Genomic DNA, 18,410 nt, shown 5'->3' with positions numbered 1-18,410 from the left:
TCAACATGTCAGTTGACCCACTTGGGGAAGTCGGTGTGCTTTACTCAGTGTCATGGTCGACATCAGCCGCGGATCGGCGCTCGGAACCTCAGGGGCCAGCGAGCTGTTCCAGTTGCTGCGCGACGGCGCCCCGCGCACGCGCGCCTCGCTCGCCCAGTCGACCGGGCTCGCCCGCTCGACCATCGCCGCGCGGGTCGACGAGCTCATGCGGCTCGGCCTCGTCTCGCCCGTCGCCGACGCGGCCTCGACCGGCGGCCGGCCACCCTCGCAGTTCGCGCTGAACCCGGCGGCCCGCATCGTGCTCGCCGCCGACCTCGGCGCCTCGCACGCCACGCTCGCCGTCACCGACCTCACCGGCACGGTGCTCGCCGAGCACTCGGAGCGCATGGACATCGCCCAGGGCCCCGAGCCCGTGCTCGGCTGGATGGTCGAGCAGGGCCTCGCCCTCATCGAGGGCCTCGGCCGCACCCGGCACGAGCTCGTCGCGATCGGCATCGGCGTGCCCGGCCCCGTCGAGCACTCGACCGGCCGCCCCGTGAACCCGCCGATCATGCCCGGCTGGGACCGCTTCGACGTGCCCGGCTGGGTGCAGCAGCACCTCGAGGTGCCCGTGCTCGTCGACAACGACGTCAACATCATGGCGCTCGGCGAGCAGGCGATCGCCTGGCCGCAGACCGAGCACCTGATGTTCGTGAAGGTCGCGACCGGCATCGGCTCGGGCATCATCTCGGGCGGGCTGCTGCAGCGCGGCGCGCAGGGCATCGCGGGCGACATCGGCCACATCCGCGTGGCGCGCGGCAGCGAGGTGCCCTGCCACTGCGGCAACCGCGGATGTCTCGAGGCCCTCGCCTCCGGCCCGGCCATCGCGCGGGCGCTGCGCGAGCAGGGCCTCGACGCGGCATCCGGCAGCGACGTCGTCGAGCTCGTCAAGCGCGGCGACATCGACGCGATCCAGGCCGTGCGCCAGGCCGGCCGCGACATCGGCGAGGTGCTGACCGCCTGCGTGAGCTTCGTGAACCCCTCGGTCATCGCGATCGGCGGCTCGATGGCGCGCGCGGGCGAGCACCTCATCGCGGGCGTTCGCGAGGTCGTCTACACGCGGTCGATGCCGCTCGCGACCGAGCACCTCGCGATCGTGCAGTCGGCGGCCGCCGAGAACGCCGCGGTGCTCGGCGCGGCGATGCTCGCCATCCACCACGCGCTCTCGCCCGAGGGCATCGACGCGCTCGCGGCGCGCTGACCCCGGAGCATCCCCGCGCCCTCGCGACCGTCTGCGGCGCCGCGCCCGCCCCGACGACCGCGCGGCATCCTCGTCGATCGTTCACGAGGATGCCGCGCACCGAGCCGATGCGGCTCAGAACCGCAGGTCGCGCAGGTAGTCGTACCCGACGTCGGCGGTCTGCAGCGGGGTGACGTCGGGGGTGTCGTTCTCGACGATGTACTCCTCGACGGCGTGCGCCCGGAAGATCCGCGCGAAGTCGATCGTGCCGGTGCCGAGGTCGGCCATGTCGCCGCCCACGTGGCGGTCCTTGACGTGGAACTGGCGCACGCGCTGCGGCGCCTGGTCGATCACGTCGATCGCGAACTGCTCGGGATCGGCGGCGCCGTCACCGCTCTGGATGCCGCCGGTGACGACCCAGTAGAGGTCGGCCTCGAGGTGCACGAGTGCGGGGTCGAGGCGCTCGGTGAGCACCTGCCACGGGGTGAGCCCGCCGCCGAGGTCGGTCGTGAACTCGTGCGCGTGGTTGTGGTAGCCGTAGGCGATCCCGTAGGACGACGCGGCCTGCGCCTCGGCGTTCATCGTGTCGGCGAGCTGCTGCCAGTCGGCGAGCGCCCCCGAGGCGAAGTACGGCACGTTGAGGTACCGCTGGCCGAGCGTGGCCGCATTCTCGAGCTTCTGCTCGAGTGCGGCGGCATCGGGCGAGGTGCCGTCGTGCGACGAGGTCGCCCGGATGCCGATCTCGTCGTAGAACGAGCGCAGCTCGGCGGCGGTGCGGCCGAAGTAGCCGAGCGCCTGCTCGACGCGCGGGTAGCCGAGGTCCGCGATCGCGCGCAGCGTGGTGTCGTAGTCGCCGGGGCCCCAGGGCGCTCCGAGCCCCTCGCGCACCGTCCACAGCTGGAGGCTGATCTTGCCGGGGGGCACCCGCTTCCACGGCTTCTTGGCGACGTCCGCCATCGCCGGTGCCGCGCCGGCCGAGAAGGTCGCCATCGCGGCCGTCGCGCCCAGTGCGCCGAGGAGGAGCCCGCGTCGGCTCACCCCGCGCTCCTGCAGTGATGCGCGAAGTGCGCCCGTCCCGTCATGTCCGTAGCACATGCTGTTCCTTCCGTCTCATCGTCGAGAGTTCCGTGCTCGAACACTGTCGCTCACTTTTGTCGTCGCGTCAATCAAAAGTCGCCAGCCATTACCGCAGAAGTCGCCGGAGACGCATCCGAACCGTCGGGTCGGGACGCGCGACGGCACGCCGCTCCGAACCGGGAGGACCGGGAGGGGCGGTTGCGTGCCGGGCTGCGAGCTACCGCGCGGCGCCGAGCCAGACGACGAGCGCCGCGAGCGCCAGCAGGTTGCCGACGACGCCCGCCCAGAAGACGCGGCGGAAGCTGCGCTTGCGGGTCTTGTGCCGGAACAGCTGCTGCGCCGCGAGCGCACCCGGCCATCCGCCGACGAGGTCGACGAGGTGCAGGGTGCGTTCGGCGACGCGGCCCGCGCCCCGCTTCGCGGCCGCCTTGTCGATGCCGTAGGCCGCGAACGCGACGACCGACCACGCCCCGTACCAGGCGCCGACCCACCACGGCACCGACGCGAGCGAAAGGGCCCCGACGAGCAGCAGGGAGAAGCCTGCGAGCACACCCCAGCTGAGCGCCGCGGGCAGCGGACGCGAGAGGTCTCGGTCGCCCTGCACCGTGCGGGACGGCCCGCGCTGCACCGTTCTCGGATCACCTGCCATGCCGTCGATCGTACGGCGCGCGGGGGCGGCGGCGAGTACGCTCGGAGGGTGCCTGAACCATTCGCCCTCTTCGATCTCGAGGGTGACACGTGGGCGCCGCCGGCCGAACCCCGTCCGAGGCTTCCGCACGAGACCCGCATCGTCGCCGACTCGGGCGATCGAGTGGCGTGGCTGCGCGCGCGGGCGCAGGGCATCACCGCGACCGATGCGGCCAAGCTCGCCACCCGCGACTCGGTGCGCACCGCCGCGCACGAGAAGCTGCACGGCGGCCGTCGCAGCTTCGGCGGCAGCCGGTACACCGACCACGGGCGCGCCCGCGAACCGGTGATCGCCGAGTGGGTACGACACACCCACGGCCTCTCGCCGTCGACGCTGCTGTTCCACTCCGAGTTCGAGCGCCGGCACCTCGCGACACCCGACGGGCTGGGCGTCGCCGCGAACGGCACGCTCGAGCTGTGCGAGATCAAGACGACCTCCAAGCCGTGGCGCGGCATCCCCCGCGGCTACCTGCGGCAGGTGTGGTGGCAGCAGTACGTGCTCGGCGCCGAGCGCACCCTCGTCGTCTGGGAGGAGCACGCCGACTTCGTGCCCGTCGACGACGAACCGAAGGCCCGCTGGGTCGACCGCGACGACGACCAGATCGAGATCCTCGTCGGTCTCGCGAACGAATTGCTGCAGGCGATCCGTCCGAATCCCGGTGCCGTCGACCCGCGGGCGGTCTACCGCCCGGGGGCGCTCGCGTGACCACGCTCCTCCTGCACGGCCTCGGCGCCGACCGCAGACAACCGCTCGAACTCCTGGCGCCGGTCGTGCGCTCGGTCTCGGGCGACGACGAGCTCGTCATCGCCCCCGATGTGCGCGCCCACGGCGGCTACCTCACGGTCGGCGAGCCCGCCGACTTCGCACTCGACCGACTCGCGGCCGAGATCGCGACGACCGTGCGCGAGCAGGTCGAGGAGGCCACCGGGCGCCCGCTCGACGACGGCGACCCCCTCACCGTGCTCGGCATCTCGATGGGCGCGGCGATCGCGTTGCGGCTGGCGCTCGACGAACTGCTGCCGATCGACCGCGCGGTGTTCGTGCGGCCGGCCTTCGACGACCGGTCGCTGCCCGACAACCTGCGCGTCTTCCCCGTCATCGGGCAGCTGCTCGTCGACGCCGGCGCCGCGGGCGCGGCCGAGTTCCGCGAGCGCGAGATCTTCCACCGCATCGCGGCAGAGTCCCCCGCCGGAGCCAAGGGACTGCTCACGCAGTTCACCTCGCCCGATGCCGCGCGCCGCGCGATGCGGCTCATCGAGATCCCGCGCAACCGCGCCTTCGCCGACGACGCCGAGCTCGCCCACCTCGCACACCGCGGCATCCGCTCGCTCGTCGTCGCGGCGCCCCGCGACCCCGTGCACCCGGTGCCGATCGCCGAACGCTGGGCCATCGGGCTCGAGGCGCCCCTCGTGATGCTCACCGCGCGCGACGACGGCCAGGCGCAGCAGAACGCGGTGCTCGGGCACCAGCTCTCGCGCTGGCTCGAGGCGAGCGACGCGCGCCGCGGCACGCGCGGCTGAGGGCTCGCCGCCGAGGCGACTCAGCCGGCGGTCGGCGTCATCGCGCGGTCGCCCCCGGCGGGCGAGTCCTTCGCGGCCCGCCCGCCGATCCGGCTGAGGCCGACGACGCCCGAGCCGACCAGGAGGATGAACGACGCGATGGCGATGACGTACACGCTGACGCCGTCGTACCCGACGCCCGGGCTGACGTCGGGATCGAGGAACGGGTAGGGATACCAGCCGACGATCGCCCCGCGGATCATCGTGTAGACGACCCACGCCATCGGAAACGCCGCGATCCACCAGAAGCGGCTCCACGGGATGCGGCCGCGGCCCGGCGCGAGCACCCAGTCGAGCACGAGGTAGAGCGGCGCCCAGACGTGCAGGATCTCGTTCGACCACGGCAACGTGGTCGCCTGGTCGAGCGAGATGTCGCGCAGCAGCAGGTTGTAGACGACGAGCGTCGTCGCCATGTAGGTGGTCGCGCAGGCACGCACGAGGTCGAAGAGGGGCGGGTCGCTCGCCCGGCGGAACGCGTACGCGGCGCCGACGAGCAGCACGATCGCGGCGAGCGCGTTCGAGAGGATCGTGAAGAAGCTGAAGAAGTTCACGACGAAGGCGGCCGGGTCGGGAACCATCGAGAGGCTCTTCGCGAACTGCCCCACGATGGCGACGATGATCGCCGCGGCCGCCGCGACCCGCAGTACTCCGAAGACTCGACGCACGACCCACCCCTTCCGGCCGTCGCGCGACGACGCTCCTCGCAGCATAGCCACGGCGGGCAGAATGGAGCGAGGACCACGACGGAGGGCACGGGCATGCAGGCGGAGACGGCGCAGGAGACCATGCAGGCACTGGTGATCGACCGCACCGGCGGCCCCGACGAACTCCGCCTCGCCGAGGTGCCGCGCCCGCTGCGCATCAGCGACGAGGTGCTCGTGCGCGTGGTCGCCGCGAGCGTGAATCCGATCGATGTGAAGACCCGGGCGGGCCGCGGCACCTCGGCGGCGATCGGCCGCTACCCGGCCGTGCTGGGGCACGACTTCGCCGGCGTCGTCGAGCAGGTGCCGTACGCCGCGCATCCGCTGCAGCCCGGCGACCGCGTGTACGGCATGGTGCGGGTGCCGCGCATGCCGGGCACCCACGCGGAGTACACGACGGTGAGCTCGATGAGCCTCGCCCCGATGCCCGCCTCGCTCGACTTCGCGCGCGCCGCGGCGGTGCCCCTCGCGGCGCTCACGGCGTGGGGCGCCGTGGTCGACACCGCACGGGTGCACGACGGGCAGCGGGTCCTCATCCACGCCGGCGCGGGCGGGGTCGGGCACTTCGCCGTGCAGTTCGCGGCGTACTTCGGCGCGACCGTCACGACGACCGCGTCGCCGCGCAACGCCGAGTTCCTCCGCGGGCTCGGCGCGCACCGGGTCGTCGACTACACGAGCGAACGCTTCGAGGAGGTCGCCGGCGACCAGGACGTCGTGATCGACCTCATCGGCAACGTGACGGATGCCACGGGCACGCGCTCGCTCGACGCACTGCGCCCCGGCGGGCTCATCGTGACCGTGCCCACGGGCTCATGGCCGACCATGCGCGAGGAGGCCGAGGCCCGCGGCCTCCGCGCGACCGGCTACGTCGTCTCGCCCGACGCGCGCACCCTCGCGGTGATCACCCGCCTCATCGACGACGGCGCGGTGCGGGTGCACCTCGACCGAGAGCTGCCGCTCGCCGAGGGCGCCGAGGCGCACCGGCTGATCGAAGCCGGGCACGTGCGCGGCAAGCTCGTGCTGCGGGTCGCGCCCGACCCCGCCTGACGCCGACCCGGCCTGCGGCCGACCCCGACGAGCACCCGGTCACCGCCCGGCCGCGAGCAGCGAGGCACCGAGCTCGCTGCGCAGGTAGAGCACGCTGTGCCCGTAGCGGGTCGACACGACGAGGCCGGCGTCCCGGAGCACCCGCAGGTGCTGGTTGACGGCCGAGGCGGTGACGCCGAAGCGCACGCCGAGCTCGGTCGACGACGCCGGGTCGCCGAGCGCCGAGAGCAGCCGGGCGCGGGTCTCGCCGAGCACCGCGGCGACCGCGGCGGGGTTCGCGACGTGCTCGGCCTCCCACAGGGCGCCCTGACCGCGCGCCGGGTACATGATCATGGGCGGCCCGTCGCCGATGGGCGCCGAGCCGCGACGGGTGAACATCGTCGGCACGAGGGTGAGGCCCAGGCCGTCGATAGGCTGCACCCGTTCGTTCGGGTCCTTGAGGCGCACCCTGACGACGCCGCCCTCGTAGTCGACGGTGCCTGAGATGCCGTTGAGCATCGTCGCGAGGCCCTGCTGCGCGATCTGCCGCCCCCGGTAGACGACGTCGGCCTCGAGCACGGCGCGCATGCGCGGCCAGTAGGGCTCGAAGGTCGCGGCCCAGAGCTCGTCGAGCGCGTCGGCGAGCCGTCGGATCGCGGCGCGCGGCGACCCGGCGAACACCTCGGGGACGCGCCCGTGCACGCCGACGAGGTCGCGCTCGAACTCGGCGGGCGAGATCGCGCGCAGCGCCGCCATCTCGTCGTCGAGGCGGGTGAGGGGGCTCGTCGGGCGGGGGTTCAGGAAGTCGGGGGTCCAGAGCCGCTCGTCGATGAGGGCGGTGAGGGCGTCGAGGTCGAGTTCGGCGCGGGCGGCCTCGGTGCGGCGGAGCCAGGGCAGCTGCAGCGGGAAGCGGGCGGGGTCGCGAATGGCGCGCAGCGACAGGCCCAGTTCGCAGAGCGGGGAGATGCCGAATCGCACGGCCGCGACATCCGTCTCGTTCAGCACGTAGCTCAACATGAAGCAGAACGCTACATCAATTTCGAAGGCGATGCGGTCTCTGACAGAACTGTCTCGTGAGCCCTACCTCCCCGCCCGGCACCGCCCCCGCCTCCCCCGACACCGGTTCGACCCCCGCGGTCGACGCGAGCATCACCGAACCCGTCGAGCGGCCGAACCTCGTCGCCCGCCTCGCCGCCTCGGTCGCCGACCCCGTGCTGCGCATCCTCGTCGGCGCGACCCTCATCTCCCGCATCGGTCGCGGCATCTTCCTCACCGTGACCGTGCTCTACTTCACCCTCATCGTCGGCCTCACGCCCGGCGAGGTCGCGATCGTGCTCGCCGCGGCGAGCGGGGCCGGCGTCGTCGCGTCGTTCGCGGGCGGTTGGCTCACCGACCGGTTCAGCGCGAAGCGGCTCATCATCCTGTTCACGAGCATCGAGGGCGTCGCGCTCATCGCGTACGTGTTCGCCGGAGACTTCGTCACGGCCCTCGTCATCGCGGTCGTCTGCGGGCTCTTCGAGCAGGGTGCGAACTCGACCCGCTCGGCGATCATCGCCAGGGCCTTCACGGGCGAGTCGCGGGTGCACGCCCGGGCCGTCCTCCGTACCGTGACAAACGTGTCGATCGCCGTCGGCTCGGGGCTCGGCGCGCTCGCCCTCGCCCTCGGCACGGCCGAGGCGTACCGGGGGCTCATCATCGGCGCCGGCGTGCTCTACCTGCTCGGCCTGTTCCAGCTCGTGCGCCTGCCCTCGCGGGCCGACGCCCCGGCGCGCGCCGCGGTCGCCCAGGTCGTCACCGCGACCGGTTCGGTGGATGCCGCGGCCACCGCCGAGGCGATCGCGAGCGAGCGGCGCGACTGGCGCTCGCACTCGCCGTGGCGCGACCCGCGCTACCTCTGGCTCACCGCCCTCAGCGCGATCTTCGGCATGCAGTTCGGCGTCGGCGAGCTCGGCGTGCCCCTCTGGATCACCCGCGAGACCGAGGCGCCCGAGGTGCTCATCGCCGCACTGCTGATCCTCAACACGATCATCGTCGTGGTCTTCCAGGTGCCGATGTCGCGCGGCACCCACGACCTGCGAGTCGCGGGCCGCGTCTCGGCGATCGCCGCGTGGCTGATGGCGGGCGCCTGCCTCGTCTACGCCGCCGCCGCGGGGCTGCCGGTCGGCTTCGCGATCGCGGTGCTCGTGATCGCCGCGATCGCCCACGCCTTCGCCGAGGTGCTCTCGCAGGCCGGCGGCTGGGGCCTCAGCTTCGAGCTCGCCGACCCGGTGCGCGCGGGCACCTACCAAGGCGTCTTCGGCATGGGGTACTCGGTCGGCGCCCTCGCCGCACCGCTCGTCGTCAACGCGACGGCGATCACGCACGGGCTCGTCGGGTGGGCCTCGCTCGCGGCCGTGTTCCTCGCCTCGGGACTCGGCACGTGGTGGATCGCCCGCTGCGCCGCCCGCGGCCAGGCCGCTCCCGCACCCGCCTGACGCGGCGGGCCCCCGGTGATCCCCCTGGCGACAGGATGCCCGCCGCCCCGCCCCGTTCACCGGGGCCGCGTCACCGCCGTCGCGACCGGCTCGATCCTCACGCCCGGCGCGAGCTCGACCGCTAGGTCGATGCCGTCGGCGCGCACGAGGACTGAGGACTCGGCCGCGACGCGGTCTATCGTCGGCCACCAGATCCGACGGGGTGCGGCGAGCACGAGCAGTCCGTGGAGGTCGCCCACCGCGGCGAAGCGCTCGCCGACCGTGCCCGCGTAGGGCTCGGAGCCGGCGAGACGCAGGCGCTCGACCGCGCCCCCGATGTCGGGCACGGCGATGCCCACCTCGCTCACGTCGAGGATCCGTTCAGGCCCGAAGCCGTCGACGGGAGGCGACACCAGCTCGCGTCGCTCGATGAGCTCGAGCACCTGCCTGTCCGGGCCGTCGAAGTAGAGCGAACGCGAGTTCCATCCTGCGGGCCCCTCGAACTCGTCGGCGCCGTCGAGCTCGAACAGCTCCGCGCGGTCGACGAGCCACGCCTTCGCCGCCGCGAGCGAGCCCGTCGGGATCGTGAAGGCGAGGTGCTGGGCGCCGTCGAACGGCGCCGACCGGCTGAAGTGCATCCGAGTCGACCCGACCTCGACCTCGACCCGGTCGACGTCGCGACGCACGGCGAGGCCGAGGCGATCGCCGTAGAACCGCTCGACGGCGTTCGGGTCGCGGGTGGGCATCGTGAGCTGGATGATTCGCATGGGTCAAGCCCACAACCTCAAGTGGAGTTGAAGTCAATCCCGGTATTCGCGCGGTCCAGCAGCCTGCGCGTTCACGGTGCGGCGTCGAGCCGCTGCTCGAGCACCCAGTCGTCCTCGACGCGGCCGCCGACGGTGAAGTGCTTGCGGCCGACCTTCGCGAAACCCTGCTTCTCGTAGAAGCGGATCGCCCTGGCGTTCTCCTCGTTGACGCCGAGCCAGCAGGTGACGGCGCCGGCGGCGCGCGCCGCCTCGAGCGTCGCCGCCATGAGCGGCGCGGCCACGCCGCGCCCGTGCTCGCCGGCGCGGGTGTAGAACTTGCTGAGCTCGACGGACGGCCGGCCGGTGACGACGGTCGCGGCATCCGCGTCGCCCGGCTCGCCGCCGATGAGCATGCTGTACCCGATCATTGAGGCGGACGCCCCGCTCCCCCGCTCGGCGACGAGCACGCTCCGATCCGCGTCCGCGAGGTACGCGGCGAAGTGCTCGGGGCGGAAGTACCGGTCGATGAAGTCGGCGATCGCCGCCTGCGTCGTGTGCGGCGGGCATGCCAGCGGGAACGTCTCGGCGGCCAGGGCCGCCAGCGCGGCGACGTCCGCCTCCGCCGCCGGGCGGACGAGGAGCTCGTCGGCATCGTGGGTGATGGTCACGTCCGCGATTCTGGCAGACCTCCGTCGGCGGCGTCGCCGTGTTTCGGCACCCCGGAAGCCCGTCAGCGCGCATCCCGAGTAGCGAGCTGACGGGCATCCCGAGCCCCGAGCCTGGCGGCCGCGACGACGAAGGGCCTCCCCGACCGTCGCACCTCCGGGGTCGCCGGATCGGTCGGGGAGGCCCTGGTCGTCGACCGGGCGGAGCCTCAGAGGAAGCGGGCGTACGCCCCCACCGTGAGGAAGGTCGGGAACTCGGGCTCGAGCGCCACGGTGCGGAACACCGAGATCGCGTCGTCGAAGCGGTCGCCCTCGAAGCGGGGCAGCTCGGCGACGGCCGCCGCCATGAGGCGCACGATCGAGGTCTGGTCGATGCGCGTGCCCTCGGCGGTGACGGTGTTCTCGTTGAGCCACTGCCACAGCTGCGAGCGCGAGATCTCGGCGGTCGCGGCATCCTCCATGAGGTTGTCGATCGCCGCAGCGCCGACGCCGCGCAGCCACGACTCGATGTAGCGGATCGCGATCGAGATGTTGTCGTGGACGCCGCCCTCGGTGACCTCGCCGCCGATCGACGGGATGTCGAGCAGGTCGGCCGCCGTCACGTCCACGTCGTCGCGGAGGCGGTCGACCTGGTTCGGCCGGTCGCCGAGCACCGCGTCGAACTCGGCGCGGGCCGTCGGGATCAGGTCGGGGTGGGCGACCCACGTGCCGTCGAAGCCGTCGCCCGCCTCACGGCGCTTGTCGGCCGAGACCGCGGCGAGCGCGCGCTCGGTCACCTCGGGGTCGCGACGGTTCGGGATGAACGCGCTCATGCCGCCGATCGCATGTGCCCCGCGCTTGTGGCACGTCTGCACGAGCAGCTCGGTGTAGGCCCGCATGAACGGCACCGTCATCGTGATCGCCTTGCGGTCGGGCATCACCCAGCGGCGGCCCCGCGAACGGAAGGTCTTCACGATCGAGAAGATGTAGTCCCAGCGGCCGGCGTTGAGTCCGGCGCAGTGGTCGCGCAGCTCGTAGAGGATCTCGTCCATCTGGAACGCGGCCTGGATCGTCTCGATGAGCACCGTCGCGCGCACCGTGCCCTGCGGAATGCCGAGGGCGTCCTGCGCGTAGACGAAGATGTCGTTCCAGAGCTTCGCCTCGCGGTGCGACTCGAGCTTCGGCAGGTAGAAGTACGGTCCGCGGCCGGCGGCGATGAGCGCCTTCGCGTTGTGGAAGAAGTACAGTCCGAAGTCGACGAGCGATCCCGAGGCGTGCATCGCCCGGCCCGCGCGGTCGTGGAACTTCAGGTGCTTCTCGACGAGGTGCCAGCCGCGCGGACGCATCACGATCGTGGGCGTCTCGGTGGCGGTGACGCGGTACTCCTTGCCCTCGGGGCTCGTGTACTCGAGCTCGCCGCGGAGGAAGTCGAAGAGCGAGAGCTGGCCCTCGATGACGTTCGCCCAGGTGGGGCTCGTGGCATCCTCCTGGTCGGCGAGCCACACCTTCGCGCCCGAGTTCAGGGCGTTGATCGACATCTTGCGGTCGGTCGGACCGGTGATCTCGACCCGGCGGTCCTCGAGGCCGGGCGCGGCGCCCGCGACCCGCCACGTGGTGTCCTCGCGGATCCACGCGGTCTCGGGCAGGAACCGCGGGTCGCGGCCGTTCGCCGCGTCGACGCGGGTCTGCAGGCGCTCGGCGAGCAGCTCGTGGCGGGTGCCCGCGAAGCGGTCGTGCAGTTCGGCGAGGAACGCGAGCGCCTCGGGCGTCAGGATCTCGTCGTAGCGCGCGCCGAGCGGCGCGGTGACCTCGATGCGCGGTTCGACGGTCTGGAAGCTCCCGGTCGCGGGGCGCGGGGTGGATGCCTCGGTCGCGCGTGCGGGCGGGGCATCCGTTCGTTCGATGATCAGGGTGTTCATGGTGTCGTCTCCTCCGGTTCGCCGGCCGGGCGGCGCCTCAGCACCGCCCGGCGGCTGACGGGTCAGTGGTTGAACTGTTCTTCCTCGGTCGATCCGACGAGGGCGAGGGTTGCACTGTTGGGGTTCAGCGCGGTGGCGATCTGATCGAAGTAGCCGGTGCCGACCTCGCGCTGGTGGCGCGTGGCGGTGTACCCGGATGCCTCCGAGGCGAATTCGGCCTCCTGGAGTTCGACGTAGGCCGACATGTGGCGCTCGTTGTAGTCCTTGGCGAGCGTGAACATGCCGTGGTTCAGGGAGTGGAAGCCCGCGAGCGTGATGAACTGGAACGCGTAGCCCATCGCGGCGAGCTCGCGCTGGAACTTCGCGATCTGGTCGTCGTCGAGGTGGCGCTTCCAGTTGAAGCTCGGCGAGCAGTTGTACGAGAGGCGCTTGCCCGGGAACTTCGCGTGCACGGCCTCGGCGAAGCGGCGCGCGAGGTCGAGGTCGGGCTCGGCCGACTCGACCCAGAGCAGGTCGGCGTACTCGGCGTAGGCGAGGCCGCGGGCGATGACCGGCTCGATGCCGTTCTGCACGTTGTAGAAGCCCTCGGCGGTGCGCTCGCCCGTGACGAACGGACGGTCGCGCTCGTCGTGGTCGCTCGTGAGGAGGGTCGCGGCGAGCGCGTCGGTGCGGGCGATGATGATCGACGGAACGCCCGCGACGTCCGCTGCGAGACGGGCCGCGTTGATGGTGCGGATGTGCTGGCCCGTGGGGATCAGCACCTTGCCGCCCATGTGGCCGCACTTCTTCTCGCTCGCGAGCTGGTCCTCCCAGTGCACGCCGGCCGCACCGGCCTCGATCATCTGGTGCATGAGCTCGTAGGCGTTGAGCGGGCCACCGAAGCCGGCTTCGGCGTCGGCGACGATGGGGGCCATCCAGTCGCGGTCGTCGGTGCCCTGCTCGATCTGGCCGGCGCGGAGCAGCGCGTTGTTGATGCGGCGCACGACCGCCGGAACCGAGTTCGCCGGGTAGAGCGACTGGTCGGGGTAGGTCTGGCCCGAGAGGTTCGCGTCGGCCGCGACCTGCCAGCCCGAGAGGTAGATGGCTTTGAGGCCGGCGCGCACCTGCTGCACGGCCTGGTTGCCGGTGAGGGCGCCGAGCGCGGCCGACCACTCCGGGTCCTCCATGCGCTCGAAGGCGTTGCCCGTGTTCTTCTGGATGTTCTCCCAGAGCTTCTCCGCACCGCGCTTGGCGAGCGTGCGCTCCTCGCGGACGGGGCCGCGGAGGGCGATGACGTCCTCGGCGGTGTAGTCGCGCTTCACGCCCTCCCAGCGGGGGTCGGCGTCCCACTCGAGCTGCAGCTCGGCCGCGGTCTGGGTCTGGTCGCCGGGGCGGTTGGGGGTGCTCATCGTCGTGCTCCTTCGGTGCTGCGGGGTGCATTCTCCGGATGCCTCGTGGCGGGTCATCCGTTCGTCCTGCACCCATGCTGCGCCCGCCTGGAGCACCCGGACCGACGAATCCGGGGGTGAACTTCTGCAGTATTTCTACTCCGAAGAAGAACCGCGGTCCAGCCGTTCGGCGACTGAGCCCGCCCGCACGAGACCGGACTCGTACGCGGCGACCACCGCCTGCACGCGGTCGCGCACGCCGAGCTTCGCGAGCAGCCGCGTGACATGCGCCTTCACGGTCGCCTCGCTGAGGAACAGGCGCGCGCCGACCTCCTGGTTCGAGAGGCCCTGGGCGAGCAGCATCCACACCTCGCGCTCGCGCGGGGTGAGGTCGAGCCCCGCCTCGGAGGCCGCCCCGGGACCCGGCGCCGCGAGGAATCGCTCGATCAGCCGGCGGGTGAGCGCGGGCGCCAGCAACGCCTCGCCGCGTGCGACCGTGCGCACGCCATCGATGAGCCGCTCGGGCGGCGCGTCCTTCAGCAGGAAGCCCGACGCCCCCGCGGCGAGCGCGCGGTACACGTACTCGTCGAGGTCGAAGGTGGTCAGCACGAGCACCCGCGCGGACCCCGGCAGTGCGGTGATCCGGGCGGTCGCCTCGATGCCGTCGACCCCGGGCATGCGGATGTCCATGAGCACGAGGTCGGGGCGCAGGGTACGCGCCGCCTCGACGGCCGCGGCACCGTCGCCGACCTCGCCGACGACCTCGAGGTCGGCCGCCTCGAGGAGGCCCACGATGCCCGACCGCACGAGGGCGTGGTCGTCGGCGACGAGCACCCGCGGCGCGGCGGCGTTCACGAGACCCCCGAGGGCAGTTCGACGTGCACGCGCCAGCCGCCGTCGGGCTCGGACCCGTATGCGAGCGTGCCGCCGTATACCCGCACCCGCTCACCCATGCCGAGCAGCCCACGGCCGCCGCCGACCGCCGTCGCACCGACGGGCGCAGCGGCGCTCCCCCGCGGCGGATCGTCGACGACGTCGACGACGATGACGCGGCCGCGACGCGCGACGCGCACCGTCGCGGCGGCACCGGGCGCGTGCTTCCGCACGTTCGTGAGCGACTCCTGCACGATGCGGTAGACGGCGAGCGCCTGCCCGTCGGGAAGCTCGCCCTCCTCGAGCGCGACCTCGAGGCGGCACGGATGCCCCGCCGCCTCCGTTTCGGCGATGAGCTCGGGCAGACCCGACAGGCCGGGCTGCGGCGCGTAGTCGACGCCGTCTTCGCGCAGCACGCCGAGCAGGTGCCGCATCTCGTCGAGCGCCTCCTGCGCGGTGCGACGGGTGAGGCCGAGATGGCGTCGCGCCCGCTCGAGGTCCTTGTCGAGGAACTGCTCGGCGGCGCCCGCCTGCAGCGCGACGATCGACAGTGCATGCGCCACCAGGTCGTGCAGTTCACGGGCGATGCGCGTGCGCTCCACGGCGACGGCGTCGGCCGCGAGGCGGTCGGAGCTGTCGCGGGTGCGCTGGAGGGTGAGGGCCCGGTGGCGCACGATCCGGCCCGCCGCCCAGGTCGCCCCGACGAAGAACACGAGGAACACCGTGCCCGCGGTCTCGATGCCGGGCGAGCCGAAGTACCCGAGCGAGTGGGCGGCGAGCATCGCCGCGATCGGCACGAGGCCCAGGATGCCGGCCACCCACCACGAGGCGATGCGCTCGGCCACCGTGTAGGTCGCGACGAGCAGGCTCGGGAACGGGTTGAACGTCGCATCGGCCCCCGCGATCGCGGCATGCGCGACGAGCGCCGACGCGACCACCATGATCACCAGTGCGGGGAACCGGCGCCGCACCAGGAGCGGCGCCGACACGGCGAACGCGAATCCGAGCTGGGCGGCGACGTTGCTCGACGGCACGAGCACCGCCTCGAGCGCCGCCCACAGGCCGATCCCACCGGCGATGGCCAGGTCGAGCGGCGAGGTCCACGAGCGAGCGGCCGACTCGCGTCGCCGGATACCCGCGCCGTCCGAGGCACCCGGGGCCGTCGCGCGGTCGACGCGCGATCGCCTCGGTGCGGTCTTCTCGGTCGGCACGGATCCGATGCTACGGCCGCAGGGGGCTCGACCGACAGCGACGAAGGTCGATATCCGCATCTCCCGAGGTCGGCACCGCATGCCGCCCCGGGTCGAGCGCCGGCACGCCTTGCGTCGGTGCATCCCCCGACCGGCGGCGGATGCCCCTGGGCAGGCCTCGGCACGAGTCTGGCTGTTGCCCGGCGAGCCGCCGGTTCCGATCCCGTAGGAAGGCGACACCATGACCCCGTCACTCTCGAAGCACTTCGGCGCCCCCGCCCCCGCTTTGCCCCTCGCCGACCACGACCGGGTTCCCATCGCGCGTTCATACCCACGCGACGGCCGTCTCATCGGCCGCATCGGCACCCGCCTCGCGGGCGGCGCGGCGGTCACGGCGGCCGTGCTCTCGATCGTCATGGGCGTCACGCAGGCGCTCTTCCCGCAGGACGAGGATCCCGCGATCGACCCGCGCACCCGCGTGCTGCTCGCCCTGTTCACCGTCGTGCTCTGGGCGCTCGCGGTCGTGTACCTGGGTCTCGCCCGCTACGCCCGAAGCAGCTGGGGCGCGACGGTCGCCGCAGCCGGAACGGTGCTGCTCACGGTGGGCACGATCACGAGCGCGGTGAACGGCATCGACCTCGAGTTCTTCCCGGTCGTGGCGATGGCCGCGAACGGCGCCTGGCTCGTCGGCACGATCGCGCTCACGGTGTCGCTCGTCCGCGCGAAGCAGGTGAGCCTGTGGGTGGCGCTCCCCCTCGTGCTGCTCCAGGTCTGCTTGATCTTCCTCTCGCAGTCGGGCGGCGGTGTGCCGGCCGGACTCTTCCTGCTCGTGATCGGCGTGCTGTTCCTGCGCGACCGCATCGACAGCCGCGCCCGGGCGCGGATGCGTCGCGGCCGGGCCTGACGCCGGCCGCCCGAACCGGATCCGGGCCGCGCGACGGCTCCGGCATCCGGTTCGCGGGTCAGCGGCTGAATCGCACCGTGGCGCGGAGACCGCCGCCCGGTCGCGGCGAGAGCTCGAGCTCCGCCCCATGGCGGGCGACGATCGCCGCGACGATCGAGAGGCCGAGGCCCCGCCCGCGGTCGGCGGCGTCGCGCGTGCGCCCGCCGCCCCGGGCGAACGGCGCGGTGAGGGTGGCGACGGTCGACGCGTCGAGCTCGGCCCCGCCGTTCTCGACGCGGAGGAACGGGGCCGGCCCCGTGGCATCCGTCGTCACCGTCACGAACCCGCCCGGCTCGTTGTGCCGGATCGCGTTCTGCACGAGGTTCACGACGAGCTGGCGCAGCAGCACCTCGTCGCCGACGACGACCGCCGCCCCGAGCGTCGTGCTCAGGCGCACCCGCGCCGGCTCCGCCTCGTCGCGCGCGTCGTCGACGACCGATGCGGCGACCGCGGCGAGGTCGACCAGGCCGAACCCGTCCGTCTCGGCCGAATCGACGGCCGCGAGGTCGAGCAGCGCCTCGACGGTCGCGATGCTGCGCTCGTTCGTCTCGCGGAGGCGCTCGAGCAGCTGCCGGTCAGGCGTCGCCCGCGCGGACAACGCGACATCGAGCATCGCGCGGGTCGTCGCGAGCGGGGTGCGCAGCTCGTGCGACGCGTTCGCGGCGAACCGCCGGTCGGCGTCGGCCGAACGCTCGAGGGCGGCGAGCATGCCGTCGAAGGTGTCGGCGAGGTCGGTGATCTCGTCGCGCGGACCGCCGAGGGCGATGCGGTGGTCGAGGTGGCCGCGCGCGGCCCGGTGGGCGGCGACGTTCACCTCCTGGAGCGGTCGCAGCATCCGGCCGGCGACGAGCCAGCCGGCCCAGGCGCCGCCGGCCGCCAGCAGCACGAGCGCGCCCACCGACACCCAGAGCAGCAGCTGCAGGATGTCGGCGCGCGAGCTCACGACGACGGCCGCCTCGGTGGTCGCCGTGGCCAGGAGGCCCGGATCGGAGAGCGGCTGCGCCGGCGCCGCCTCCCCCGTCATCGCCTCGGCGGGACTCGACTCCGTGAGCGGGGCGGCCGTCGTCGCGACGAGGGCGTCCGCGAACTCGTAGCTCGGCAGCAGCCCGACGACGAACGAGATGATCACGAGCAGCACGGCCCCCGCGACCGTCAGCAGCACGGCGTAGGTCAGCGCGAGGCGCGCACGCACGGTGAGGCGGAAGGTCCTCGGCACGGCGGCCGCCGGTTCAGCCATTGGCCACGTCGATCGCGTAGCCGGCGCCGGGGTCGGTGCGGATCATCCACGGCTCGCCGAGCTTGCGCCGCAGCGTCGAGATGGTCATCTTCACCGAGTTCGTGAAGGGGTTCGCGTTCTCGTCCCAGGCCTTCTCGAGCAGGGTCTCCGCGCTCACGACGCCGCCGCCCGCGCGCATCAGCACCTCGAGCACCGAGAACTCCTTGCGGCTGAGACGCACGAACCGGCCGTCGCGGAAGACCTCGCGACGGAACGGGTCGAGCGTCACGCCCGCGGCCTCGAGCTGCGGAGGCAGCGCGGTGAACCGGCGGCGCCCGAGTGCACGCACACGTGCGACGAGCTCGGGGAACTCGAACGGCTTCGCCAGGTAGTCGTCAGCGCCGAGCTCGAAGCCCTCGACCTTGTCGCCGAGTCGACGGGCCGCGGTGAGCATGAGGATCGCCGGGCGCGTCTCGCGCGCGGCGAGGGCGGCGCACACCTCATCGCCATGGATGCCCGGCAGATCGCGGTCGAGCAGCACGACGTCGTAGTCGTTGACGTCGAGGTTGAAGAGCGCGGCCTCGCCGTCGGCGGCGACATCCGCGGCGATCGCCTCGAGCGCGAGCCCGGCGCGCACCGCCTCGGCGAGGTAGGGCTCGTCCTCCACGATCAGCACACGCACGTGTCCACTTCCTTCGGTCTGCGGCATCGGACGTTCCATCACACCCTGCGGGGCATAAGGAAAACGTCAGTGCCACCTTTTACCTCACTACGACCGCGCTGGGAGTG

General features: G+C 72.7%; 18 protein-coding genes and 1 pseudogene. 6 read left to right on the top strand and 13 right to left on the bottom strand.

The genetic code is table 11. The features are described 5' to 3' along the window. Window positions 1-52: 52 nt before the first annotated feature. Window positions 53-1,240 (top strand): ROK family protein, encoded by a 1,188-nt coding sequence (locus ACFVTR_RS00500; RefSeq protein ID WP_376941622.1) that lies wholly within the window; start codon window positions 53-55, stop codon window positions 1,238-1,240. Between the two features lie 114 nt (window positions 1,241-1,354). On the opposite strand, the gene ACFVTR_RS00495 is transcribed toward ACFVTR_RS00500, so the two are convergent. Then, window positions 1,355-2,257 (bottom strand): sugar phosphate isomerase/epimerase family protein, encoded by a 903-nt coding sequence (locus ACFVTR_RS00495; protein ID WP_387034038.1) that lies wholly within the window; start codon window positions 2,255-2,257, stop codon window positions 1,355-1,357. A 256-nt stretch (window positions 2,258-2,513) separates the two neighbouring features. Next, window positions 2,514-2,945 carry a DUF1294 domain-containing protein gene (locus ACFVTR_RS00490; protein WP_387034036.1) on the bottom strand — a complete coding sequence of 144 codons (432 nt, stop codon included), beginning with the start codon at window positions 2,943-2,945 and terminating at the stop codon, window positions 2,514-2,516. A 138-nt stretch (window positions 2,946-3,083) separates the two neighbouring features. Here ACFVTR_RS00490 and ACFVTR_RS00485 point away from each other — a divergent pair, with 138 nt between their 5' ends. After that, window positions 3,084-3,689, top strand: coding sequence for a YqaJ viral recombinase family protein (locus tag ACFVTR_RS00485; protein WP_387035361.1), 606 nt, complete (start codon window positions 3,084-3,086; stop codon window positions 3,687-3,689). Continuing rightward, on the top strand, window positions 3,686-4,504 hold the full coding sequence (locus tag ACFVTR_RS00480) for an alpha/beta fold hydrolase (RefSeq protein WP_387034034.1): 819 nt from the start codon (window positions 3,686-3,688) through the stop codon (window positions 4,502-4,504). The genes ACFVTR_RS00485 and ACFVTR_RS00480 overlap by 4 nt, the downstream gene beginning before the upstream one ends. A 20-nt stretch (window positions 4,505-4,524) precedes the next feature. Here ACFVTR_RS00480 and ACFVTR_RS00475 read toward each other — a convergent pair whose 3' ends face one another. Continuing rightward, window positions 4,525-5,208 (bottom strand): Pr6Pr family membrane protein, encoded by a 684-nt coding sequence (locus ACFVTR_RS00475; protein ID WP_387034033.1) that lies wholly within the window; start codon window positions 5,206-5,208, stop codon window positions 4,525-4,527. A gap of 93 nt (window positions 5,209-5,301) precedes the next feature. Between ACFVTR_RS00475 and ACFVTR_RS00470 the strand changes: the two genes are divergently transcribed. Next, window positions 5,302-6,291 carry an NADP-dependent oxidoreductase gene (locus tag ACFVTR_RS00470; RefSeq protein WP_387034031.1) on the top strand — a complete coding sequence of 330 codons (990 nt, stop codon included), beginning with the start codon at window positions 5,302-5,304 and terminating at the stop codon, window positions 6,289-6,291. Between the two features lie 39 nt (window positions 6,292-6,330). On the opposite strand, the gene ACFVTR_RS00465 is transcribed toward ACFVTR_RS00470, so the two are convergent. Continuing rightward, window positions 6,331-7,287: a DUF5937 family protein gene (locus ACFVTR_RS00465; RefSeq protein ID WP_387034029.1), complete on the bottom strand. Its 957-nt coding sequence runs from the start codon at window positions 7,285-7,287 to the stop codon at window positions 6,331-6,333. A gap of 56 nt (window positions 7,288-7,343) precedes the next feature. Between ACFVTR_RS00465 and ACFVTR_RS00460 the strand changes: the two genes are divergently transcribed. Next, on the top strand, window positions 7,344-8,744 hold the full coding sequence (locus ACFVTR_RS00460; RefSeq protein WP_387034028.1) for an MFS transporter: 1,401 nt from the start codon (window positions 7,344-7,346) through the stop codon (window positions 8,742-8,744). Window positions 8,745-8,800: 56 nt separating this feature from the next. On the opposite strand, the gene ACFVTR_RS00455 is transcribed toward ACFVTR_RS00460, so the two are convergent. The 7 genes and pseudogenes from ACFVTR_RS00455 to ACFVTR_RS00425 form a co-directional block, all read right to left on the bottom strand. Further along, window positions 8,801-9,490: a VOC family protein gene (locus tag ACFVTR_RS00455; RefSeq protein WP_387034026.1), complete on the bottom strand. Its 690-nt coding sequence runs from the start codon at window positions 9,488-9,490 to the stop codon at window positions 8,801-8,803. 71 nt (window positions 9,491-9,561) lie between these two features. Beyond that, entirely contained in the window at window positions 9,562-10,137 is a 576-nt protein-coding gene (locus ACFVTR_RS00450; RefSeq protein WP_387034025.1) for a GNAT family N-acetyltransferase, read from the bottom strand. 206 nt (window positions 10,138-10,343) lie between these two features. Next, window positions 10,344-12,032: a malate synthase A gene (aceB, locus tag ACFVTR_RS00445; RefSeq protein ID WP_387034024.1), complete on the bottom strand. Its 1,689-nt coding sequence runs from the start codon at window positions 12,030-12,032 to the stop codon at window positions 10,344-10,346. Window positions 12,033-12,094: 62 nt separating this feature from the next. After that, complete coding sequence (gene aceA, locus ACFVTR_RS00440; protein ID WP_387034023.1) at window positions 12,095-13,420, bottom strand: isocitrate lyase; 1,326 nt, start codon at window positions 13,418-13,420, stop codon at window positions 12,095-12,097. Window positions 13,421-13,473: 53 nt separating this feature from the next. After that, window positions 13,474-13,605 (bottom strand): annotated as a pseudogene (locus tag ACFVTR_RS00435) (hypothetical protein); the annotation flags it as partial. Continuing rightward, a complete protein-coding gene (locus ACFVTR_RS00430; RefSeq protein ID WP_387034022.1) occupies window positions 13,556-14,254 on the bottom strand; it encodes a response regulator in 699 nt (232 codons plus the stop codon). The gene ACFVTR_RS00430 and the pseudogene ACFVTR_RS00435, both read right to left, overlap by 50 nt. Further along, the gene (locus ACFVTR_RS00425; RefSeq protein WP_387034021.1) at window positions 14,251-15,483 is read right to left on the bottom strand and encodes a sensor histidine kinase; all 1,233 of its coding nucleotides are present in this window, start codon (window positions 15,481-15,483) and stop codon (window positions 14,251-14,253) included. The genes ACFVTR_RS00430 and ACFVTR_RS00425 overlap by 4 nt, the downstream gene beginning before the upstream one ends. A gap of 220 nt (window positions 15,484-15,703) precedes the next feature. On the opposite strand from ACFVTR_RS00425, the gene ACFVTR_RS00420 reads away from it, so the two are divergent. Beyond that, complete coding sequence (locus ACFVTR_RS00420) at window positions 15,704-16,366, top strand: hypothetical protein (RefSeq protein WP_387034019.1); 663 nt, start codon at window positions 15,704-15,706, stop codon at window positions 16,364-16,366. Window positions 16,367-16,424: 58 nt separating this feature from the next. Here the strand turns inward: ACFVTR_RS00420 and ACFVTR_RS00415 are convergent, their stop codons facing one another. Then, the gene (locus tag ACFVTR_RS00415; RefSeq protein ID WP_387034018.1) at window positions 16,425-17,642 is read right to left on the bottom strand and encodes a sensor histidine kinase; all 1,218 of its coding nucleotides are present in this window, start codon (window positions 17,640-17,642) and stop codon (window positions 16,425-16,427) included. After that, window positions 17,635-18,303, bottom strand: coding sequence for a response regulator transcription factor (locus ACFVTR_RS00410; RefSeq protein WP_387034017.1), 669 nt, complete (start codon window positions 18,301-18,303; stop codon window positions 17,635-17,637). Before ACFVTR_RS00410 ends, ACFVTR_RS00415 begins: the two co-directional genes overlap by 8 nt. Window positions 18,304-18,410 lie beyond the last annotated feature (107 nt).

The organism is Agromyces sp. NPDC058126 (assembly GCF_042884595.1).
Taxonomy (GTDB): Bacteria; Actinomycetota; Actinomycetes; order Actinomycetales; family Microbacteriaceae; genus Agromyces.
Note: the sequence above shows the minus strand (reverse complement) of the source record. Positions and strands in the feature narration are given on the sequence as shown.